Below are 18,762 nucleotides of genomic sequence, written 5' to 3' on the forward strand. Positions count from 1 at the left end.
TTTCTCCTGTAGAGTTTTACCTTTTTATAAAAATTTGCGTGTAATACCATGCGCCTTCTGAATTTTTAACTGCGCTCACTGCGGAATGCGTTGCCTGAGTGCTTTCAATATTAGCTCTATGCCCCGAACTAGTAAGCCACATATTTACAACATCTTCTGGGTTTGTGGAATAGTTGAACGCAACGTTTTCAGCAGCTCCATAACAAGGTGTCAAATTTTTCACCCTATCACTAAATCCGTCATGCCCAAATGCAGTTTTGCCAGTCGCCATATTTTTAGAATGAATATAACACTGGTTAAAAATATCATCATCATATTTAAGGGCAGAAAGACCAATTTTTTTCCTGTGCGCATTCACAAGGTCAAAAATCTGCATATCATAGGAAGTAGCTTCGCCCCCCCGGAAGAATTTTCATCGTCCTCGTCAAAGGCATCGCAAGAAACGAAAAGCCCGCACAAAAGTAAAAGCAAAACAAATATTTTATTGAATTTCATGCGTAAGATTATAGCACAAAAACATGGAAATTTAAAACAAGAATCCCCGGCACAGAAAAACCATACCGGGGAAAAGTGTATTTTTAAGGAGTCAAAATGCTATTCAACAAATTACACTCTAAAAAGCAAATCCTCGTAGCTTGGGAATGGCTTGTATTCTTCTCCAAGCAAAGGCTCAATTGCATCGGCAACATCGCGGGCTTCTGTCATTGCAGGAATAACTGTATCAACATAAGCGCGGGCAATCTTCATGCAGTCGCCGGCATTCTGTGCAGCTTCGTGGAGCTTGTCAAGTTTTGCAGCTTTTTCTGCCAAGCTGTTTACAAGAGTGTCCAGCTTAGAAAGAAGTTCTGCCTGTGCGCTTGCCTTTGCTCCCGGAACAACAGCCTTGAGGTCTATTGCAGTCTTGCTTACTGAATCCATGTACTTGAATGCAGCAGGAAGAATATCCTTGCTAATCATCTCAAGCATTGTCTGAACTTCAATATTCAGAATCTGCGCATATTTTTCAAGCTTGATTTCATAGTGGCTGTTCATTTCAACATCTGTATAAACACCCATTTCTGTAAAGAGCTTTACGTTCTTGGAATCAAGGTAATGAGCCATTGCGTCAGGAAGAGTGCGAAGATTCAAAAGTCCGCGTTTTTCAGCTTCAGCAACCCAGCTTGAATCGTAGCCGTTTCCGTTGAAGATAACTCTCCAGTGCTTTGTAACTTCGCGCTTGATAAGCTCAGCAAGCGCAGCGTCAAAGTCAGTTGCTTTTTCAAGTTCGTCCGCAAACTCTTTGAGAGTGTAAGCAACGATTGAATCCAGTGTTGTGTTCGGACCAGAAATTGAAAGTGAAGAGCCGCATGAACGGAATTCAAATTTATTTCCAGTAAAGGCAAACGGAGAAGTTCTGTTGCGGTCAGTTGAATCTTTTGGAATCGGCGGAAGAACGTCAACTCCAATTGTCATCTTCTGCGCTCCATGCTCGCCAAGAGGCTTTCCGTCTTTTATAGATTCAAGAACAGCATAAAGCTCATCGCCAAGATACATTGAAATAATTGCTGGCGGCGCTTCATTTGCTCCAAGGCGGTGGTCGTTTCCGGCAGAAGCAACAGAAATTCTAAGCAAGTCCTGATTTTCATCTACAGCTTTGATTACGGCTGTAAGGAACAAAAGGAACTGCGCGTTTTTCTCTGGAGTCTTTCCAGGCTCAAGAAGGTTTTCTCCAAGGTTTGTAGACATTGACCAGTTGTTATGCTTTCCGCTTCCGTTAAGACCTGCAAAAGGCTTTTCGTGAAGAAGGCAAACAAGACCGTGGCGGCGCGCAACTTTCTTCATAACTTCCATTGTAAGCTGGTTCTGGTCAGCGGCAAGGTTTGTAGTTGTGAAGATTGGCGCCATTTCATGCTGAGCCGGAGCAACTTCGTTATGTTCTGTTTTTGAAAGAATTCCGTACTTCCAGAGAGTATCGTTCAAGTCTTCCATGTATTCAACAATGCGAGGATTGAGGGCGGCAAAATACTGGTCGTCCATTTCCTGACCTTTTGAAGGCTTTGCACCGAACAAAGTGCGTCCTGTCATGCGGAGGTCTTTGCGCTGGCTGTAAAGTTTCTGGTCAACAATAAAATATTCCTGCTCTGGTCCTACTGTTGTAGCAACATGAGTTACATCATCGTTTCCGAAGAGCTTAAGAATTCTAAGAGCCTGTTTATTCAGTGCTTCCATTGAACGCAAGAGCGGAGTCTTTTTGTCCAACGCTTCGCCTGTGTAAGAACAGAAAGCTGTAGGAATACAAAGAGTGTGCTCCTTTACAAACGGATATGCAGTTGGATCCCATACAGTGTAACCGCGGGCTTCAAAAGTTGCACGGCGGCCTCCGCTTGGGAAAGAAGAAGCATCCGGCTCACCCTTTACAAGCTCCTTTCCGCTGAAAGACATGATAACAGTTCCGTCATCCTGGGGAGTGATAAAGCTGTCATGCTTTTCCGCAGTAATTCCTGTGAGCGGCTGAAACCAGTGTGTAAAATGTGTTGCGCCCTTTTCAATTGCCCATTCTTTCATTGCGTGAGCAACCTGGTTCGCTACATCGATTTTAAGCGGCTCGCCATCATCCAAAGTTTTTTTCAAAGCCTTGAATGTTTCCTTTGGCAGACGTTCTTTCATTACCTTCTGATTGAACACCATGCTTCCAAACAATTCTGGTACATTTGTAGACATTTGCTAACCCCCATTATAAATATAAAACAAAGAAGGCGATGTGATTGAACGCCAAGAAAACTTAGCACTCAGCCACATCGCCTTTGATGTTTACATGGATTACTCTAATTAATTCATCAAAAAATGTCAATGAGTTTTTGAAAAGAAATTTCAAGGAATTTAAATACAGTTTTTGCAAAGCGGACTTCCATACGATGTGGAATAACATTCTTTTCCGCATTTGCAGCAATATCGTTCTGTATAATCTATATTCCCAAACTGAGCCCAGGTATGATAGCATTCATCGCATAACGGCTTTCTTAAATCGTATGAAATTTTTGCTCCGCATCTAATGCAAGTTCCTTCCGTTATTTCTGCATTGTTCGGCGGCGCATCAGAACTGTTTTCTTCAACAATTCCCATTGACTTTTCTATATCGTTTATGACTTTTGTCAAACCGTTTCTAATTTCTGAACTTGTAAATCTTAAAACTACATATCCTAAATTTTGAAGCTCACGGTCAATGCTTCTGTCTCGCACAGCCTGATATTCGGTTCTTTCATGATAAGTGTGTCCGTCAGTATAAATGCAGATTTTCTTGTTACCTGATTCCAAATAAAAATCAGGAATTGTTAAAATCTTTTTTGAATCAACAGGTTCTGGAAAATGGCAAACTGTATTGTCTTTATTTATTCTAAGTTGAAGCTCAACTTCAATATTATTTCTAACAAGTGCCTTAAGCAAATCTCTTTCAAGAGGACTTTCACAAACATTGCAGCATCGGTAACATTCCTTCAATTTTAAATCACAGTCCTTACAGTCAGAATTTCTATCAATCTTTTTTCTTATCTCTTGGGCTTCTTCTATAGTGCAATTGAATTTTTCCATGATCGGCTTATATCCAAGCACTGTTACAATATCGTCCAAAAGCTCTTTCATATCTGATTCAGAAAGCTTTTTTGCAACTTCTATATCGCCAGCCAACTGAAATGAAATTTTATAACAGTCAATTTTTGAAGAATCATTTTCTTTTGCTTCAACATCAATTTTTACTTTCAATTTTCCTATCCTTATTGATAGAAAACTTTAATTCGTTTAACAAATTTAGTAAATATATTTTTATAAGCAATATTATTTTTTTTATATTCAATCATTCACTTGCTTTCTTCATCTTCTTCCAAAACTGACATCTTTGTATCTTGGATAAGTCCGATTCCATCTTTTGCATTCAGTGGAGTTACAACTTTTTTGCCGGTTTTTTGCTCAAGCTCAGCTCTTGCGTTTTTAGCGATTGTTGCGCCGTCCACCGCATTTTGAATATGCTCTCCAAAACTCTTCGGATTTTTTGACTCTGAAATTTCTTTTGTGGAAAGCTCGGCAAGCATATTTAAGACAAGTTCCTTGTTTGTCATGTTGTCCCGAAGATTTTCTTTTTTGAGCCCTTTGAATTCCTTGTATTCCTTTGCGGTCTTTCCTGCCCAAGTCTTGTAAATTATATCTGTAAGAGTCGCAAACTGAACGCCCTCTTTTAGACCATGCTTTTTCCATTCATCGGTAAGGTCTTTGCGAATTTCGATTGACTTTAGACGCTGATTTATCCAGTTTTCTGAATATCCCAATGCGCGATATTCCTGCAATGCCCGCTGAATTCCCTGCTCCGGGTCTTGCATTTCGTCAAGACGCTCTTTTGCGACCTGCGCCATCCACAATTTGAACGGCTCTGCTTTCGGAGATGGAATTGACTGAATCAGGCGGAAAATGCCTTCAGATGTAGCAGCCTGAATTTCTCTTGATTTTCCATCTTTTCCTTTCATCCTAACTGGGGTACAAATTGTACCCCAGTTAAGGTTCAACTGCTCATCCCGAGAACGCATTTTCTTTATATATTGTTTCGGGTCTTTACTGTCTGTAAGAATTTGAACAACATCAACAACACTGAAATACCATTCTTCCCTTTCGCTGTCCCAGACGGTGCGGACTTTCTGTTCTTCAAAAAGCTTGATTTGTGTTTTTGTTTCCTCTTCATCAACAAGCATAATTTTCCCTTTGATTTTATTTTGCTAAAATTGGGATTCGTTAGAATCCCAAAATCCGTGTGGCAATCGTGGCAATATTCTATAATATTTATTAGCTCAATTATTATAAAATATAACAGTTTCCAAAAATAATTGACAGCAAAACCGCAATCCATTAATCTAAAAAAATCGTCGCACAAAAAAATGGAGGAAAAATGTCCTACACAAAAGAAGAAGTTATTGAATTTGTTCAGATGGAAGATGTCAAATTTATCCGCCTTGCATTCTGTGATATTTTCGGAAATCAAAAAAACGCCGCAATTATTCCAGACGAGCTTGAACGCGCATTCAAAGAAGGAATCGCATTTGACGGCTCTTCAATCGCGGGTTTCACAGATGAAGCGCATTCTGATCTTTTTCTTTTCCCAATTCCTTCAACACTCACAGTTCTTCCGTGGCGGTCAATTTCCGGAAAAGTTGTGCGTATGTTCTGCGAGATTAAAAAAAGCGACGGAACTCCATTTGAAAAAGACTGCCGCAACATTTTAAAGAAAGCTGTTAAAGAGGCGGAAGAAAAAAATCTAAAAGTAAACTTCGGCTCTGAATGCGAATTTTATCTTTTTCAGACTGACGAAAAAGGCAAGCCTACAAAAATTCCTTTTGACAACGCAGGCTACATGGATGTTGCTCCAGAAGACAAAGGTGAAAATATCCGACGCGAAATTTGCCTGACTTTGGAGCAGATGGATCTTCATCCGGAAAATTCCCATCACGAGGAAGGACCTGGACAGAACGAAATCGACTTCCGCTACGGACAAGCTCTTGCCGCCGCAGACAACACAATGAATTTTATAACAGTTGTAAAAGCAGTGGCTGTGCGCAACGGACTTTATGCGGATTTTTCACCAAAGCCTCTTCCAGAAGAAAGCGGCAACGGATTCCACATAAATATTTCTGTGCAGGAAAATTCTGGCAAGGAAGTTCAGAATGCATTTATGGCGGGAATCATGGCGCACATAAAAGAAATTACAGCGTTCTTAAACCCAACAGAAAATTCTTATGAAAGGCTCGGCTCAAGAAAAGCTCCCAAATATGTAAGCTGGGCACATGAAAACAGAACTCAGCTTATAAGAGTTCCGTCTGCAATAAATTCCCACAAACGTTTTGAAGTCCGCTCTCCAGATCCAATGGCAAATCCTTATATCGCATATTCACTTTTAATTTACGCCGGACTTGACGGAATTGAAAAAGACATGAAGCTTTGCGAGCCAATAGAAATGAACCTTTCAACTGCAAGCCCCGAAATAACTTCAAAACTTGAGCGTCTGCCAGAAAGCCTAAGAGAAGCCGTAGAACTTGCCAAAAACAGCGAGTTTGTAAAAAAGCATCTTAGCGCGGATTTCACTTCATTCTTCAAAGTTTAAAAGGACGCAAAATGATTCCTTTGAAAGGCAGAAGAAAAGTTTTGATTGTCTCTGAAACGCAAAGTTTTCACGACAACATTTCTTGCATCTTACCCAAAAGTGATTTCTTCCCGGTTTTTCATGCATCCTCTGGAGGAGAGGCGCGCAGGCTTTTACTTGAGCTTCCTGTTGACATTCTGATTGTAGACTCGCCTCTTCCAGACGAGCACGGAATTATGTTCGCTGAAAGTTTCGCTGACTTAAACATGGGAATTCTGCTTCTTGTAAAAAGCGAGCTTTATGAGGAAACTTCATATAAAGTTGAAGAGCAGGGAATTGTAACTTTGCCCAAGCCTAATTCGCCTGAAATGTTTTTTACAGCGATAAAAATGCTTTCCGCAATGTCATTCAGGCTGCAAAAAATGGAAGCAAAAAACAAGACGCTTCAAGAAAAAATGCAGGACATAAGAACTATAAACAAGGCAAAGTGGCTTTTAATTGAAAACTTAAACATGACAGAAAGCGATGCCCACAGGCACATAGAAAAACTTTCAATGGACAACCGCCAAAGCAAGCGTGAAGTCGCCGAAGAAATAATAGAACGCTACGATTAGAAAAACTTGGAATGTTTTAAAAGTATCTTTTATGTCATTTTCGGGCTTGACCCGAAAATCTTTATATGTTTATTAAAAATATTAAAGGATTGCCGGATCAAGCCCGGCAATGACAATTAGAACTTATTAGACAGCCCAATAACACAAAATATCAAATCATGCAATGACAGAAGTCAAATCCTATATTTAGTATTCACCAAGAGCAGCTGCTACAAGTCCAAGGAACAATGGATGCGCCTTGTTCGGGCGGCTCTTGAATTCTGGATGGAACTGAACGCCAACATAAAAATTGTTCTTGTCATACTCAACAGTTTCTATGATATTTCCATCTGGCGAAGTTCCGCTCAATGTAAGACCAGCATCTTCAAGTGCGCTTCTAAAGTCGTTGTTGAATTCATAGCGGTGGCGGTGGCGCTCAGAAATTTCTTCTGCCTTGTAGCACTTATACATTTGAGTGCCCTTTTTGATTTTGCAAGGATAAGCTCCAAGACGCAAAGTTCCACCTTTGTTCACAGATTCATTCTGGTCAGGCAAAAAGTCAATTACTTTGTGTGCGCTGTTTTCATCAAACTCACCTGAATTGGCATCCTTAAATCCGCAGACAGAACGGGCAAACGCAATAACCGCAATCTGCATTCCAAGACAAATTCCAAGGTAAGGCAAATTATGCTCGCGGCAATAATCAGCGGAAGCAATCATTCCTTCAATTCCACGTGAACCAAATCCGCCCGGAACAATTACGCCGTTGCATCCGCCAAGAATATCGTCCACGTTTTCTTTTGAAATAGACTCGCTGTCAATCCATTTTATATTCACATAAGAGCCAAGCTCATAGCCTGCGTGCTGCAAAGCTTCCGCAACAGAAAGATAAGCGTCATGAAGCTGAACATATTTTCCGACCAGACCGATTGTAACTTTCTTTGTGCGGTTCTGGATTTTTTCAAGCATATTGTTCCATTCAGTCAAATCGCAAGGAGGAACAGAAAGATTCAGTTCACGGCAAACGATGTCTGAAAAGTGAAGTTTTTCAAGCATAATCGGAGCTTGATACAAAACCGGCAGCGTAAGATTTTCAATAACGCAGTCAGGCTTTACATTGCAGAACATGGCGACTTTGCGGAAAATGCTTTCTTCAAGTTTTTCATCGCAGCGCAGAACAAGAATGTCCGGTTTGATTCCAAGTCCCTGAAGTTCTTTTACAGAATGCTGGGTAGGCTTTGTTTTATGCTCGTCAGAACCGTGAAGGAACGGAAGAAGCGTAACATGTATATAAAGTGAATTTTCACTGCCCACTTCAAGACCAACTTGCCGGATTGCTTCAAGGAAAGGCTGGCTTTCTATGTCGCCTGTTGTTCCTCCGACTTCTGTAATAACGATGTCCGCGCCAGAAGTTTTTCCAACATTGTAAATAAATGACTTTATTTCGTTTGTAATGTGCGGAATAACCTGAACTGTTTCACCAAGATATTCTCCGCGGCGTTCTTTGTTAAGCACGTTCCAGTAAACTTTTCCAGAAGTAAGGTTTGAAAATTTGTTTAAGTCTTCATCAATGAAACGCTCGTAATGTCCAAGGTCAAGGTCAGTTTCAGCGCCGTCATCTGTTACATAAACTTCGCCGTGCTGGTAAGGGCTCATTGTACCCGGATCAACGTTAATGTACGGATCCAGTTTTTGTGAAGCAACTTTAAGTCCGCGCGACTTGAGCAGACGTCCTAAAGATGCAGCTGTAATTCCTTTTCCAAGTCCGGAAACAACACCACCTGTAACAAAAATATACTTTGTTGATTTCATAGCACGCCTTCCTATTCAAAAAAAAATCCGCAGACTACAAAAGCAATCTGCGGCATATAGTCGCTTTAAATTACAATGTAAGCTAGTATGCCAAAATTACGCCTTACCGTCAAGATTGAAAGCTCTTCATTAAAGCGGCTCTTCTGCTTTTATTGCAAAAAGTTTTATTCCTTCGCCAGGAAATTTTTGCTTTATTGCCTTTATCACAGAGCGCACTTTTGGAAAATCCTCATCTTCAACATAGCTTACAAGCACAAAATTTTTTTCGGGCCAAGTTGTATTTCCAAGCTTGCGGTCATTTCCGCCGCGGCCATAAACAAGCGGAAACTTTGTGTACAAAATATTAGGAACGTATTCTTCCAAAGCCTGAGTAATGTCATCTTCAACAGATTTATTTGAAATTATTTCCACGCGCTGCATTTATTTTTCCTCCGGCAAAGCAAGCTGAACAACAGACTGCTGGTTTTTCTTTTTTTTCATTACAAAAGTATAAAGCACAGGAATAAAGAAAAGCGTTATAAATGTGGAGCTTGTAAGTCCGCCTACAACTGCAACGCTTATAGGCTGAACCATTCCCGCGCTTCCGCTTGAAGCAAAGCACATCGGAATCATTCCAAGTATTGTTGTAAGAGTTGTCATCAAAACAGGTCTAAGCCTTGAGCATCCGGCTTTGTAGCAGGCTTCCTTTAACGGCATTCCGCGCTCCACAAGAAGATTCGTGTAGTCAACTAAAATAATTCCGTTGTTTACAACAATTCCAACAAGCATTACAAGCCCTACTGCGGAAAGCAAACTGAACGACTGCCCGGTGATTTTGTAAATAAGGACAACGCCAATTGCAAGAAATGGAATTGTCATAAGATTTATAAACGGAGCCTTAAAACTTTCGTAAGTCGCCGCCATTACACCGAATACAAGAAGAACCGCCATGACCATAATTTTTGCAAAAATCGCAGTCTGCTCTTTTACATCTTTCCAAGAGCCTTCATAGCTTACAGAAACATTGTCAGGAACAATAAACGAATTCTTTATTCCTTCCTTGATTTTTTCTTCAACAACGTTTGCATTCTCATCCGAAACAATATCCGCGGTAACGTGGACAATTCGGCGGCGATTTTCACGGCTGATTGTAACAGGACCGTAGCCTTTTACTGCCCGTGCAAAATTAGCAACACACACACGTCCATTTGTGCCGTTCACGTAAATCTGCTCAAGGTCAACAACTTTCTGCCTGTCTTCCGGACGAAGCATTACATAAACTGTATAATCGTCTCCGTCTTCACGGTAAGTTGTTGTGGAAACTCCTTCTATGCTAGCCTGAATTTCATTTGCAACAGTGGCAACATTCACGCCGAAACTGTACGCGCGCTGCCGGTCAATTTCAACTTGAACCTGCGGAAGTCCTTCATCTGTGTCAACCGAAGATTCTCCTATATCTGGAATGGCTGCCATTACTTCCTGAATTTTCTTTGCCACATCAAGCGCGCTGTCCAAACTGGAGCTTCTAAGAACAACGTCGATGTCGTCTCCTGTCATCTGCTGGCGCCGGCTCTGACCAAAGCTAAAATCAACTCCGGCAAATTCTGTAAAATGCTTTCTGAGCTTTTGCTTTATTGTTTCATCATTGTCAATCTGCTTGTCTGAATTCGGCAGGGAAATTTGAATTGTTCCGTTGTACGAGCCTGAGCTTCTCCAGCTTGAGCCGATGCTTGTAATTATATTCTTATACCCTTTGATTTCATTTTTTACGATTTCCTCAAATCTCAAGACAACGTCCGAAGTTTCTTCAAGCGAAGTTCCAACCGGAAGCCCAAGCTTTACAGAAACGCTGTCATCGTGTCCGCCGGTCATAAGCTGAATTCTCAAAGTCGGAATCAGCATAAAGGAAAAAGCAAGAGCTGTAACGCAGACAACTACAGTAACGCCGCGGTTGTCCAACGCTTTTTTTAGAAGCTTTTCATATCCAAGGGAAACAATATCCTGCGACTTTGTAAATATTCCGTACAAAGCTTTAAAGAAACGGGACTTGACCGGCTTTTCATTTCTATTTGTAATCGGAAGAAAATGTCCTGCCAAAACCGGCACAAGGAAAATGGCAACAAACAAGCTGCTTACAAGAGCAATTACAATTGTAAAAATAATTCCCTTGAACATCTGTCCCATAAATCCCAAGTCTTTCATAAAGAAAAGGAACGGAATAAATACGCAGATTGTTGTAAGATTTCCTGATACAACGGAAAGAATCATTTCTGAGCTTCCAAGAACAGCGGCGACATTCGGTTTTGCGCCTCTCATTCTGTAAGAATAAATGTTGTCAATCATAACAACGGAAGCATCAACAACCATTCCAACGCCAAGAATCAAGCCGGTAAGCGTCATCATGTTCAGCGTAATTCCGGCAAAATTCATGCACAGAACCGTTATTATAATTGAAAGCGGAACGGAAACCGCAATTATAATCGTAGTTTTTATAGCGCACAAAAAAACAAAAAGAATTACAACTGCAAGCAAAAGTCCTTGCCATGCTGAATCAAAAAGCGTATTCAATGTGTCGCGGATGCTTTCTGTATCGTCGCGGATTATTTCAAGCGAAATATCAGCAGGAAGAGTTTTTTCAAGCTCGCTGATTTTTTCATAGACGGCATTTGCAACCGCAACGCTGTTTTCTCCAGACTGCTTTGTAATTGAAACGTAAACTCCGGGAAGCCCGTTTATATAAACAACATTGCTTGCATCCTTGTAGCCCATGAACGCGCGGCCAATATCGCTAAGCTTTACATCATAGCCATTTTTTGTTGTGATAACTGTATTGTTTATCTGGTCAATGCTTGTGTATTCACCTGTTGTACGCACAGAATAATCCATTGTGTCTTCTGTGATTGTTCCGCCACCGATTTCAAGATTCTGCTTTGAAAGCGAAGACGAAACTTCAGAAAGCGTAAGATTGTAAGCCTGAAGTCTATTCTGCTCCAGTTCCACGCGGACAATCTGAGTTCTTCCTCCCATCGATTCCGCCTGTCCAACGCCCTGAGCCTGCTCAAGAATATCAACAACCTGATCTTCTGCAATTTTTTTTAGCTCATCGACTGAACGGTTTCCGCGTAGTGCAATTCTCATAATCGGCTGGCTGTCAGAATCCATCTTAAAAATCGTAGGCGTTACATCGTCCGGCAGTCTTCTTGTAATGCGATCAAGTTTGTCCCGCACATCGTTAGTCGCAATGTCCAGATTCGTTCCGTAATTGAATTCAAGAAAAACACTGCTTCTTCCTTCCGAAGATGTCGAAGTTATTTCCTTTAAATTGCTAAGGCTCACAAGCGCGTCTTCAATCAAAGTCGTAACAGATTTCTCAACAGATTCAGGACCTGCATTTTCATAAGTCGCAGAAACCATCAAGTACGGCATATCAACATCCGGCATAAGAGAAACAGAAGTATTGCCCAGACTGAAGATTCCCATAAGTCCAAGCAACGTGAAAACCATCAGTGTAAGAACTGGATGCTCAAGAGTTTTTTCGCTGACCATTTTTTACTCCGCATTTAACCCGCTTGATATATTGCGGACTTTGCTTCCGTCAGAAACAGAAGTCATGCCTTCAACTACAACTTTTTCGCCTTCGTAAATTCCAGAAACAACTTGAATCATATTGTCCACAGAATTTCCAAGTTCAACTTCCCGCAGATTTACTGTGCTGTCATCTTCATCAAAAATAAACACGCAGTTTTTTCCGTTCTTTTCAACAACTGAATTTATAGGAACTACGGGTCTTCCGGCATAGTCAGCTGTAAAAAGCGTGAGTTTTGCAAACATTCCGGCGTTTATTCTTGAATCAGTTTTATTAAACGACAGAAGGATTTCTTTTGTGCGGCTCTGGGAATCAAGCACCGGCGAAACTTTTTTTACCGTTGCAGAAAATGTTTCGTTAGGATAAGCTTCGAGAATTATCGCTGCCTTTAGCCCGCGCTTTAAAAATGCAACATAACGCTCTGGAACTTTTGCGCGGATCTGCAAGTTGGAAACATCGCCGATTGTTGTAATCGCTGTGGAAGACGCAACTGTAGTTCCAATTTCTTTTGGAGTGGAAGTTATCATTCCGCTGATTGGAGCATAAACAGAACTGTTAACGTAATATGCGCCAGGCTCGCTTGGATCAACTTCCGCAAGAACGTCTCCTTTTTTTACAGTGTCGCCAAGAGCAACGTAAACTCTCGCAATTTTTCCGCCGATGTCAGGATAGCAGTCAACGGAACTTTCGCATTCAATTTCTCCGTTCGTGTCAACGTAAGCGTGCAACGTTTTTCGCTCGGCAACCATAGTTCTTACGCTCGCTGTTTCCTGCTCCTGCGGAAATCCACCTTTTGGAGGAAACGGATTCTTCTTTGGCGCAAATTTTATCGCAAAAAAGGTTCCACACAAAATGCACACGCACACAAAAGAAACAACAATAAACGATGCTTTTATTTTCATATTAATTCTCCAAAGTTCCAAACGGAATTCCAACCGCATTCTCCAAGTCAAGAACGGCGCATATCAAATTGTAAGCCTCAGAAATTAAATTCACTTTTGCGGAAAGAAGATTGTCCGAAGCAGTCTGAAGCGAAAGCAAATCTTTTGTTCCGTGGCTATAAGATTCCAAAGTCATTTCGTAAGTTGTCTGGGCAAGTTCAATACTGTTTTTTCTAAGAGAAATATTTTCCAAGCATTGATTTATTTTATTCATCAAAGTTGAAATATTTACTTCAAGCGAAACTTTAGCATCCTCAAGCTCCAGTTCAAGGCTTTTTACTGAATCTTTTTTTGACTGAACATTAAGCGAGCTGTTTGACCAGGGAAGAAATCCGTCCAGCGGAATTGAAGCCTGCAAACTTAAAGTTCCGTTGTCGTCCCAATTTGAACCGCCATCAATAGAAGAATAATTATAAGAATAAGAAGCAGAAAGGCTTGGACCGTAAGCAGTAAACCGGGAAGCAAGCAAAGAATTTTTTGCGCTGTCAATCTGTTTTTGCAAAGATTCAATGCTGAATGAATTAAGTTCCATTCCTTCAATTGAAATATTTTTTAGATTCAGAATATTTTCAAACGAGCCGGAAAGTGAAATTTTTGCATCCTGCGGAAGTCCGACAAGCTGCTTAAACGAAGCGATTGAATTTTCCATTTCCGCATTAAGAGATTTTAGTTCAAGCTGATCATTCTGATACGAAACCTGCGCGCTCAAAACATCAAGCCGTGATAAAGTTCCACGCTTGTATTTTGCCAAATTTGATTCGTACTGATTTTTTGAAGTTTCAAGGCTTTTTTCTTTCAGCGAAATTTCTTCAATTTTATAAAGAAGAGAATAATAATTTTTTCTTACATCAAGTTCCACGGAACGCAAGTCATTTTGGTAAGAAAGCTGCTGCTGGCTGTAGCTTAGTCCGGCGTTTTTTGCAGAAGTATAAACAGAAGGCGACAAAGTTGCGCTCAAAGAAATTCCTGCGGAAAGGCTTGCTTTGTCATCAGAAGTACCTGGAATATTTTTTGAGTAGCGTCCAGTTCCAGAAATTGACGGACTTATAGAATTCCATGAATAATCTGACTCGCGTTTTTTCGCATCAAGACTGATTTCACTTTGCTTTATGGAAACATTATTTTCCAGCGCGCTTTTTACTGCGTCTTCAAGAGAAAGCTCAATAATATTTTCATCCGCAAATGCAAACGCGGCAATTGAAAAAAATAAAACAAAGATTTTCTTTTTCAAGCATCCCATGCTTTTATAATACTGAATTTTCCGCATAAGTTACAAAGTAAATTCCTGTTATACACAGTAATTTATTGTTATTTTACAAAAATGCAACAAATTCCAGCCAAAATCCCAACATTGAAACTATGCTTCTTTAAATCTATAATCAGAGCATGAATACTTTTTATGGAATTCTGATTCCGTTTCTTGGAACTACATTGGGTTCAGCCTGCGTTTACTTTCTTGGAAAAAATTTAAATAAAAATGTCCAGAAGTTTCTTTTGGGGTTTGCGGCTGGAGTAATGGTTGCGGCTTCTGTGTGGTCGCTTATAATTCCTTCAATAGACAGTTCTGCTTCTATGGGAAGACTTGCATTTATTCCGGCGGCAATTGGAACTGCGGCGGGAATTGCTTTTCTTTTTTTGCTCGACATTCTGATTCCGCATCTTCATGTTGACTCTGAAAAACCAGAAGGTTTAAAAGCAAAGCTCAAGCAAAGCACCATGATGTTTCTTGCAGTTACGCTCCACAATATTCCGGAAGGAATGGCGGTCGGTGTTGTCTTTGCGGCATTTTCCGCGCAGAGCCTGGGATTTGCGGCGGCGGCAACTCTTTCATTGGGAATTGCAATTCAGAATTTTCCAGAGGGCGCGATAATTTCAATGTCGCTTGCAGGAAACGGCGAGTCAAAAAGCAAGTCGTTTGCGTTCGGAGTTCTTTCTGGAATTGTAGAGCCAGTTGCAGCCGTGATTACAATTCTTCTAAAAAATTTAATAGTGCCTGTTCTGCCTTACCTTTTGTCATTCGCGGCCGGCGCAATGCTTTACGTTGTTGTGGAAGAACTGATTCCCGAAGCTTCTGAAAAACCGCATTCAAACTTAGGCACAATCGGATTTTCGCTTGGCTTTATTCTGATGATGATTCTAGATGTGGCCCTAGGCTGAACTTTCACTGGTCGGCGCAAGTTTTTCTTCAGCTCCAGCCAAATGAATTAAAAACGAAAACAAGAAAAATGCATCGTTTTATAGACAGATAGCAGGAATAAACCGATTCTATGCGGTCTCCCCCCAGCCAGCCGTAATGTTGAACAGACATATCAACAAAATGGTTAAGCAGCAAATTTATTTTTGAGTCAAATGCGTCTTTATCAAAACTTTGCGGCAAATCTGCATCAAGTGAAGAAATAATTGCATCTTTTACTGTTGTAGAAGCCTGATTGTCCTTGTACCAGTCTACAACAAAGAGATTTTGTTTTTCTTCTGTAAGTTTTTTGTACAGATTTTTAGCGGCGAGCTTTACTTTTTGCTCTTCATCTTTCGTGAGTTTTCGGCCTTTTATAAGCAGGTCAAACATTTCAAGTTCTTCTTCGGCAAGACATTCCGTTTCAGCACGCTTGTCTTCATTTTTCATGTCTTCAATAAGTTGCAAGAGCTGTTCATAATAATCTTCACTTTCGCTGCCGCCGGCGTTGTACTGGTCTATGATGTTTTTAAATCGTTCACTGAACTTTATTCGCTCGCAGTTTTTATTAATCATAACCTGCAGCATCTTCTGAATGAACTCTTTCAGGTCATCGATTTCAATCGCCTTGTACTGGGCTTTATGAATCTCTTTTCTAAGCTCTTCCACATCGACTTTGGAAAGGTCAATGACTTTAAATTCGTGAATGAGATAATCAGAAGCTTTCTTGCCGTCCGGGTCGCTTGTGTCTTCCGGTTTTTCTGAACTGACTGATGTGTCAAGCAAAGCCTGCATTCTTGCCTTTGCACGGTCAAGTTTTTCATCATTTACGTTATTGCTCATTAAATCGTTCAGATATTTTAACGGCTTGAACTTTTCGTTCTGCCAGACCATTTCAAAAATCTCTGGCTTGCTGGCTTCGTAAAGATTGAGCATTGTATTTGTAATAACGCGGAACTTTTCTTTGCCTTCATCTTTTTGATAAATAATTTCCAGTGCGTTTCGCAAGGCTTCAAGTTTTTCCAAATCTCCAGGAAGTTTATTGATTTTTTCAAGGCTTATATCAAGTTCCGATAAAAACTCGTCTGCCTCATCAATGCTCTGGTCAATCAATTCAAGAAGATAGTCAATATTTTTTGCCGGAAACTCATTTCCGTCATCGCCGGTTGCATAATCGGTAAGCGCCTGCTGCATGTACTTAAACACATTTACATAATCAACAATGATGCCGCTTGTCTTTCCAGGATATACTCGGTTTGCACGGGCAATTGCCTGCATAAGAGTGTGGCCTTTCATCGGCTTATCAAGATAGAGCGTAGAAAGATTCGGCACATCAAAACCTGTAAGCCACATTGCGCAAACAAAAACAAGCTGCAGCGGATCATTTTTATTTTTGAAGCGGTCTTCTATATCTACGCCGTCAACAATAGTATTCATCTTGTCGCGGTGGGGCTTTATATTTAATCCCTGCTCAGCAAACTTCTTTTCTTCGTCTGCGTCTTCAGAAATTATTACAGCCATTTCAACATTGTTCATGTAATCAAGACGCGCTTTTATTTCGTCACGGTCTTCGTTTGTCTTGGCATTGCTGCGTTCTATCATCAGCTGTTTCTTTTCCAAATCCCAGTAGTGCTGAACCTTGTCGTACATTTTTACAGCGGTAAACTTATCAACCGAAACTACCATTCCTTTTCCAAGAAATCCGCGGCATGGAAAATGATGCGCAATATCTTGAGCAATTTTATCAAGACGTTCATCCCGTTTAAGGACTTCAATTATCTTGCTTCCAGAATCTTCTAATCTTTTGATTTCCTCTTCATTCAGGTTTTCATCTTCAATGATGTCTACAATATCATCATCAAGAAAGTTGTTTGTAAGTCCTACTTCCGGCACACGGCGGCTGTAGAAAAGTGGAACTGTAGAACCATCTTCCACCGACTGGGCAAAATTATATTCAGAGACATAATCGCCAAACCACTGGTTTGTCAGACGTTTTGAGCCAAGCAGCGGTGTTCCGGTAAAGGCAATAAAGTTTGCGTTTGGCAAAGCGGTATGCATGTTCTCTGCAAGGTCTTTGTACTGGGTGCGGTGCGCCTCATCAATCAAAACAAAAATGTCGTTGCGTTCGCTAAGAACAGGATACTTCTTTCCTTTATCATAACGGAATTTATGAATCATAGAGAAAATGAATTTCTTGTTGCTTTTAAGATATTCGCGGAGCTGCTCTGAATTTTTAGGCTGACATTCTTCTTTATTACCAATAACTTCTGTGCGTACAAAGTTTTTGTAAATCTGTGTATCAAGATCTGTTCGATCTGTAACAATAAAGAAAGTGAAATTGCCCTTTAGTTTGCGGGCACATTTTCTGGCAAAGAAAACCATGGAATACGATTTTCCGGAGCCTTGAGTATGCCAGAAGACACCAAGTTTTCCTTTAAGCTCTTCGCGGCGTTCAACATTTTTCATAAGATTATTAACGCCAAGAAACTGATGGTTTTTAGCAATAATTTTTACTTTCTGATTCTGGAACAAAATGAAGTTTTCGATGTAGTCAATCAGGTGTTCTTTCTTGCAAAGACCGCGCGCAAAGTATTCAATTGAAACTCCACGCTCTTTTATGTCCTTGCGGTTAGGTTTTTCGTTTTCACTATCTACCTTAAGCCATTCAAAGAAAAATTCGTAATCAGAATTCCATGCTCCAAGACGAGTTTCAAGACCATTACTCAAAACACAAATCTGATTAAAGGCAAAAAGATTCGGAATGTCTTTTTTGTAATCTGTAAGATTTTTGTTAAAGGCTTCTTCTATTTTGATAATGGCATTTTTTAGTTCAACAAAAACGACAGGAAGTCCGTTTACAAAAATAATAACATCCGGTCTGCGCCAGTAATACTGCCCCTGAATCCACATCTGGGAAACAGCTGTAAAAATGTTGTTCTCAGGATTTTCAAAATCAATCAGCTTTACAAAATCAAAAGTTGGCTTTCCGTCTTTTTTGAAATCAACCTTTTTACCGTTACGAATCAGATTGTAATTATCGTAATTGGTTTTCACCATGTCAGTGCCGGTAAAGTCGCGGCATAATTCACGGATTACTGAATCTATATTTTCAGAAGGAATATCTGGATTGAGTTTATAGAGTGCGGTTTTTATTTGTTCCGGTAAAACACATTGCTTTTTAGAAGTACGACTGGTTCCGTCATTCAAATCTTCTTTTAAATTGGGATTGGCATCACACTGAATAAAGTTATATGCAAGTTCATCGCTTTTAAGAATGTTTATAAGAGAAATTTCAATGTCATCTTCTGTAATGTAGTTTGCCATAAACTGCTACTCCTTATTCAAAAGAAAATCAGCCAAATTTATTATACTTATTCCTTCGTATAAATATTTTTCATGTTTTGTTCGTGCAATTAAAACTTTAGGATAGGCATCTTTTATGCTCAACAATGGAGTTACTTCACGTTCAAGAGTTTCTGGAGAAGAAATATCGTCACTAACCTGAATATAGATTTTTTCACTCTGTTTTATTGCAACAAAATCAATTTCTTTTTTATATAAAACTCCGGTGTAAACTTCGT

14 protein-coding genes and 1 pseudogene are annotated in these 18,762 nt (G+C 40.2%); 3 read left to right on the forward strand and 12 right to left on the reverse strand.

Going from position 1 to position 18,762, the window contains the following annotated elements; translation table 11 throughout:
- Positions 1–16 precede the first annotated feature (16 nt).
- The 5 genes from Q0N70_RS02315 to Q0N70_RS02335 form a co-directional block, all read right to left on the reverse strand.
- Entirely contained in the window at positions 17–376 is a 360-nt protein-coding gene (locus Q0N70_RS02315) for a CAP domain-containing protein (protein WP_294013264.1), read from the reverse strand.
- Positions 355–495: a hypothetical protein gene (locus Q0N70_RS02320; protein ID WP_294013268.1), complete on the reverse strand. Its 141-nt coding sequence runs from the start codon at positions 493–495 to the stop codon at positions 355–357. Before Q0N70_RS02320 ends, Q0N70_RS02315 begins: the two co-directional genes overlap by 22 nt.
- A gap of 111 nt (positions 496–606) precedes the next feature.
- Positions 607–2,700, reverse strand: coding sequence for a glutamine synthetase III (locus tag Q0N70_RS02325; protein ID WP_294013271.1), 2,094 nt, complete (start codon positions 2,698–2,700; stop codon positions 607–609).
- A gap of 159 nt (positions 2,701–2,859) precedes the next feature.
- Complete coding sequence (locus Q0N70_RS02330; protein ID WP_294013274.1) at positions 2,860–3,738, reverse strand: DUF559 domain-containing protein; 879 nt, start codon at positions 3,736–3,738, stop codon at positions 2,860–2,862.
- Positions 3,739–3,833: 95 nt separating this feature from the next.
- On the reverse strand, positions 3,834–4,715 hold the full coding sequence (locus Q0N70_RS02335; protein ID WP_288303697.1) for a Bro-N domain-containing protein: 882 nt from the start codon (positions 4,713–4,715) through the stop codon (positions 3,834–3,836).
- 194 nt (positions 4,716–4,909) lie between these two features.
- On the opposite strand from Q0N70_RS02335, the gene Q0N70_RS02340 reads away from it, so the two are divergent.
- Both Q0N70_RS02340 and Q0N70_RS02345 read left to right on the forward strand, forming a co-directional pair.
- Positions 4,910–6,118: a glutamine synthetase family protein gene (locus Q0N70_RS02340; protein ID WP_013700483.1), complete on the forward strand. Its 1,209-nt coding sequence runs from the start codon at positions 4,910–4,912 to the stop codon at positions 6,116–6,118.
- Between the two features lie 11 nt (positions 6,119–6,129).
- Positions 6,130–6,711: an ANTAR domain-containing response regulator gene (locus Q0N70_RS02345; RefSeq protein WP_294013282.1), complete on the forward strand. Its 582-nt coding sequence runs from the start codon at positions 6,130–6,132 to the stop codon at positions 6,709–6,711.
- 186 nt (positions 6,712–6,897) lie between these two features.
- Here the strand turns inward: Q0N70_RS02345 and Q0N70_RS02350 are convergent, their stop codons facing one another.
- From Q0N70_RS02350 to Q0N70_RS02370, 5 genes are all read right to left on the reverse strand, one after another.
- Positions 6,898–8,502 (reverse strand): CTP synthase, encoded by a 1,605-nt coding sequence (locus tag Q0N70_RS02350; RefSeq protein ID WP_294013285.1) that lies wholly within the window; start codon positions 8,500–8,502, stop codon positions 6,898–6,900.
- A 129-nt stretch (positions 8,503–8,631) separates the two neighbouring features.
- Positions 8,632–8,922 carry a PG0541 family transporter-associated protein gene (locus tag Q0N70_RS02355; RefSeq protein WP_294013288.1) on the reverse strand — a complete coding sequence of 97 codons (291 nt, stop codon included), beginning with the start codon at positions 8,920–8,922 and terminating at the stop codon, positions 8,632–8,634.
- Positions 8,923–12,027, reverse strand: coding sequence for an efflux RND transporter permease subunit (locus Q0N70_RS02360; RefSeq protein ID WP_294013291.1), 3,105 nt, complete (start codon positions 12,025–12,027; stop codon positions 8,923–8,925).
- Positions 12,028–12,030: 3 nt separating this feature from the next.
- Positions 12,031–12,969, reverse strand: coding sequence for an efflux RND transporter periplasmic adaptor subunit (locus tag Q0N70_RS02365; protein WP_294013294.1), 939 nt, complete (start codon positions 12,967–12,969; stop codon positions 12,031–12,033).
- A gap of 1 nt (position 12,970) precedes the next feature.
- Positions 12,971–14,248, reverse strand: coding sequence for a TolC family protein (locus Q0N70_RS02370; protein WP_294013297.1), 1,278 nt, complete (start codon positions 14,246–14,248; stop codon positions 12,971–12,973).
- A 146-nt stretch (positions 14,249–14,394) separates the two neighbouring features.
- Here Q0N70_RS02370 and Q0N70_RS02375 point away from each other — a divergent pair, with 146 nt between their 5' ends.
- Entirely contained in the window at positions 14,395–15,165 is a 771-nt protein-coding gene (locus Q0N70_RS02375; protein WP_294013300.1) for a ZIP family metal transporter, read from the forward strand.
- A gap of 28 nt (positions 15,166–15,193) precedes the next feature.
- On the opposite strand, the gene Q0N70_RS02380 is transcribed toward Q0N70_RS02375, so the two are convergent.
- Together Q0N70_RS02380 and Q0N70_RS02385 are read right to left on the reverse strand one after the other, a co-directional pair.
- Positions 15,194–18,505 (reverse strand): type I restriction endonuclease subunit R, encoded by a 3,312-nt coding sequence (locus Q0N70_RS02380; protein WP_294013302.1) that lies wholly within the window; start codon positions 18,503–18,505, stop codon positions 15,194–15,196.
- Positions 18,506–18,511: 6 nt separating this feature from the next.
- A pseudogene (locus Q0N70_RS02385) lies at positions 18,512–18,762 on the reverse strand (ATPase); the annotation flags it as partial.

Origin of the sequence: uncultured Treponema sp. (genome assembly GCF_945873775.1) — a bacterium.
Classification (GTDB): Bacteria; Spirochaetota; Spirochaetia; order Treponematales; family Treponemataceae; genus Treponema_D.

Bases quoted from the DNA above. Each gene is read 5' to 3' on its own strand.
- Q0N70_RS02315 (WP_294013264.1), bottom strand. From the start codon at position 376: ATGCAGATTTTTGACCTTGTGAATGCGCACAGGAAAAAAATTGGTCTT.
- Q0N70_RS02320 (WP_294013268.1), bottom strand. From the start codon at position 495: ATGAAATTCAATAAAATATTTGTTTTGCTTTTACTTTTGTGCGGGCTT.
- Q0N70_RS02325 (WP_294013271.1), bottom strand. From the start codon at position 2,700: ATGTCTACAAATGTACCAGAATTGTTTGGAAGCATGGTGTTCAATCAG.
- Q0N70_RS02335 (WP_288303697.1), bottom strand. From the start codon at position 4,715: ATGCTTGTTGATGAAGAGGAAACAAAAACACAAATCAAGCTTTTTGAA.
- Q0N70_RS02340 (WP_013700483.1), top strand. From the start codon at position 4,910: ATGTCCTACACAAAAGAAGAAGTTATTGAATTTGTTCAGATGGAAGAT.
- Q0N70_RS02345 (WP_294013282.1), top strand. From the start codon at position 6,130: ATGATTCCTTTGAAAGGCAGAAGAAAAGTTTTGATTGTCTCTGAAACG.
- Q0N70_RS02350 (WP_294013285.1), bottom strand. From the start codon at position 8,502: ATGAAATCAACAAAGTATATTTTTGTTACAGGTGGTGTTGTTTCCGGA.
- Q0N70_RS02355 (WP_294013288.1), bottom strand. From the start codon at position 8,922: ATGCAGCGCGTGGAAATAATTTCAAATAAATCTGTTGAAGATGACATT.
- Q0N70_RS02360 (WP_294013291.1), bottom strand. From the start codon at position 12,027: ATGGTCAGCGAAAAAACTCTTGAGCATCCAGTTCTTACACTGATGGTT.
- Q0N70_RS02365 (WP_294013294.1), bottom strand. From the start codon at position 12,969: ATGAAAATAAAAGCATCGTTTATTGTTGTTTCTTTTGTGTGCGTGTGC.
- Q0N70_RS02370 (WP_294013297.1), bottom strand. From the start codon at position 14,248: ATGGGATGCTTGAAAAAGAAAATCTTTGTTTTATTTTTTTCAATTGCC.
- Q0N70_RS02375 (WP_294013300.1), top strand. From the start codon at position 14,395: ATGAATACTTTTTATGGAATTCTGATTCCGTTTCTTGGAACTACATTG.
- Q0N70_RS02380 (WP_294013302.1), bottom strand. From the start codon at position 18,505: ATGGCAAACTACATTACAGAAGATGACATTGAAATTTCTCTTATAAAC.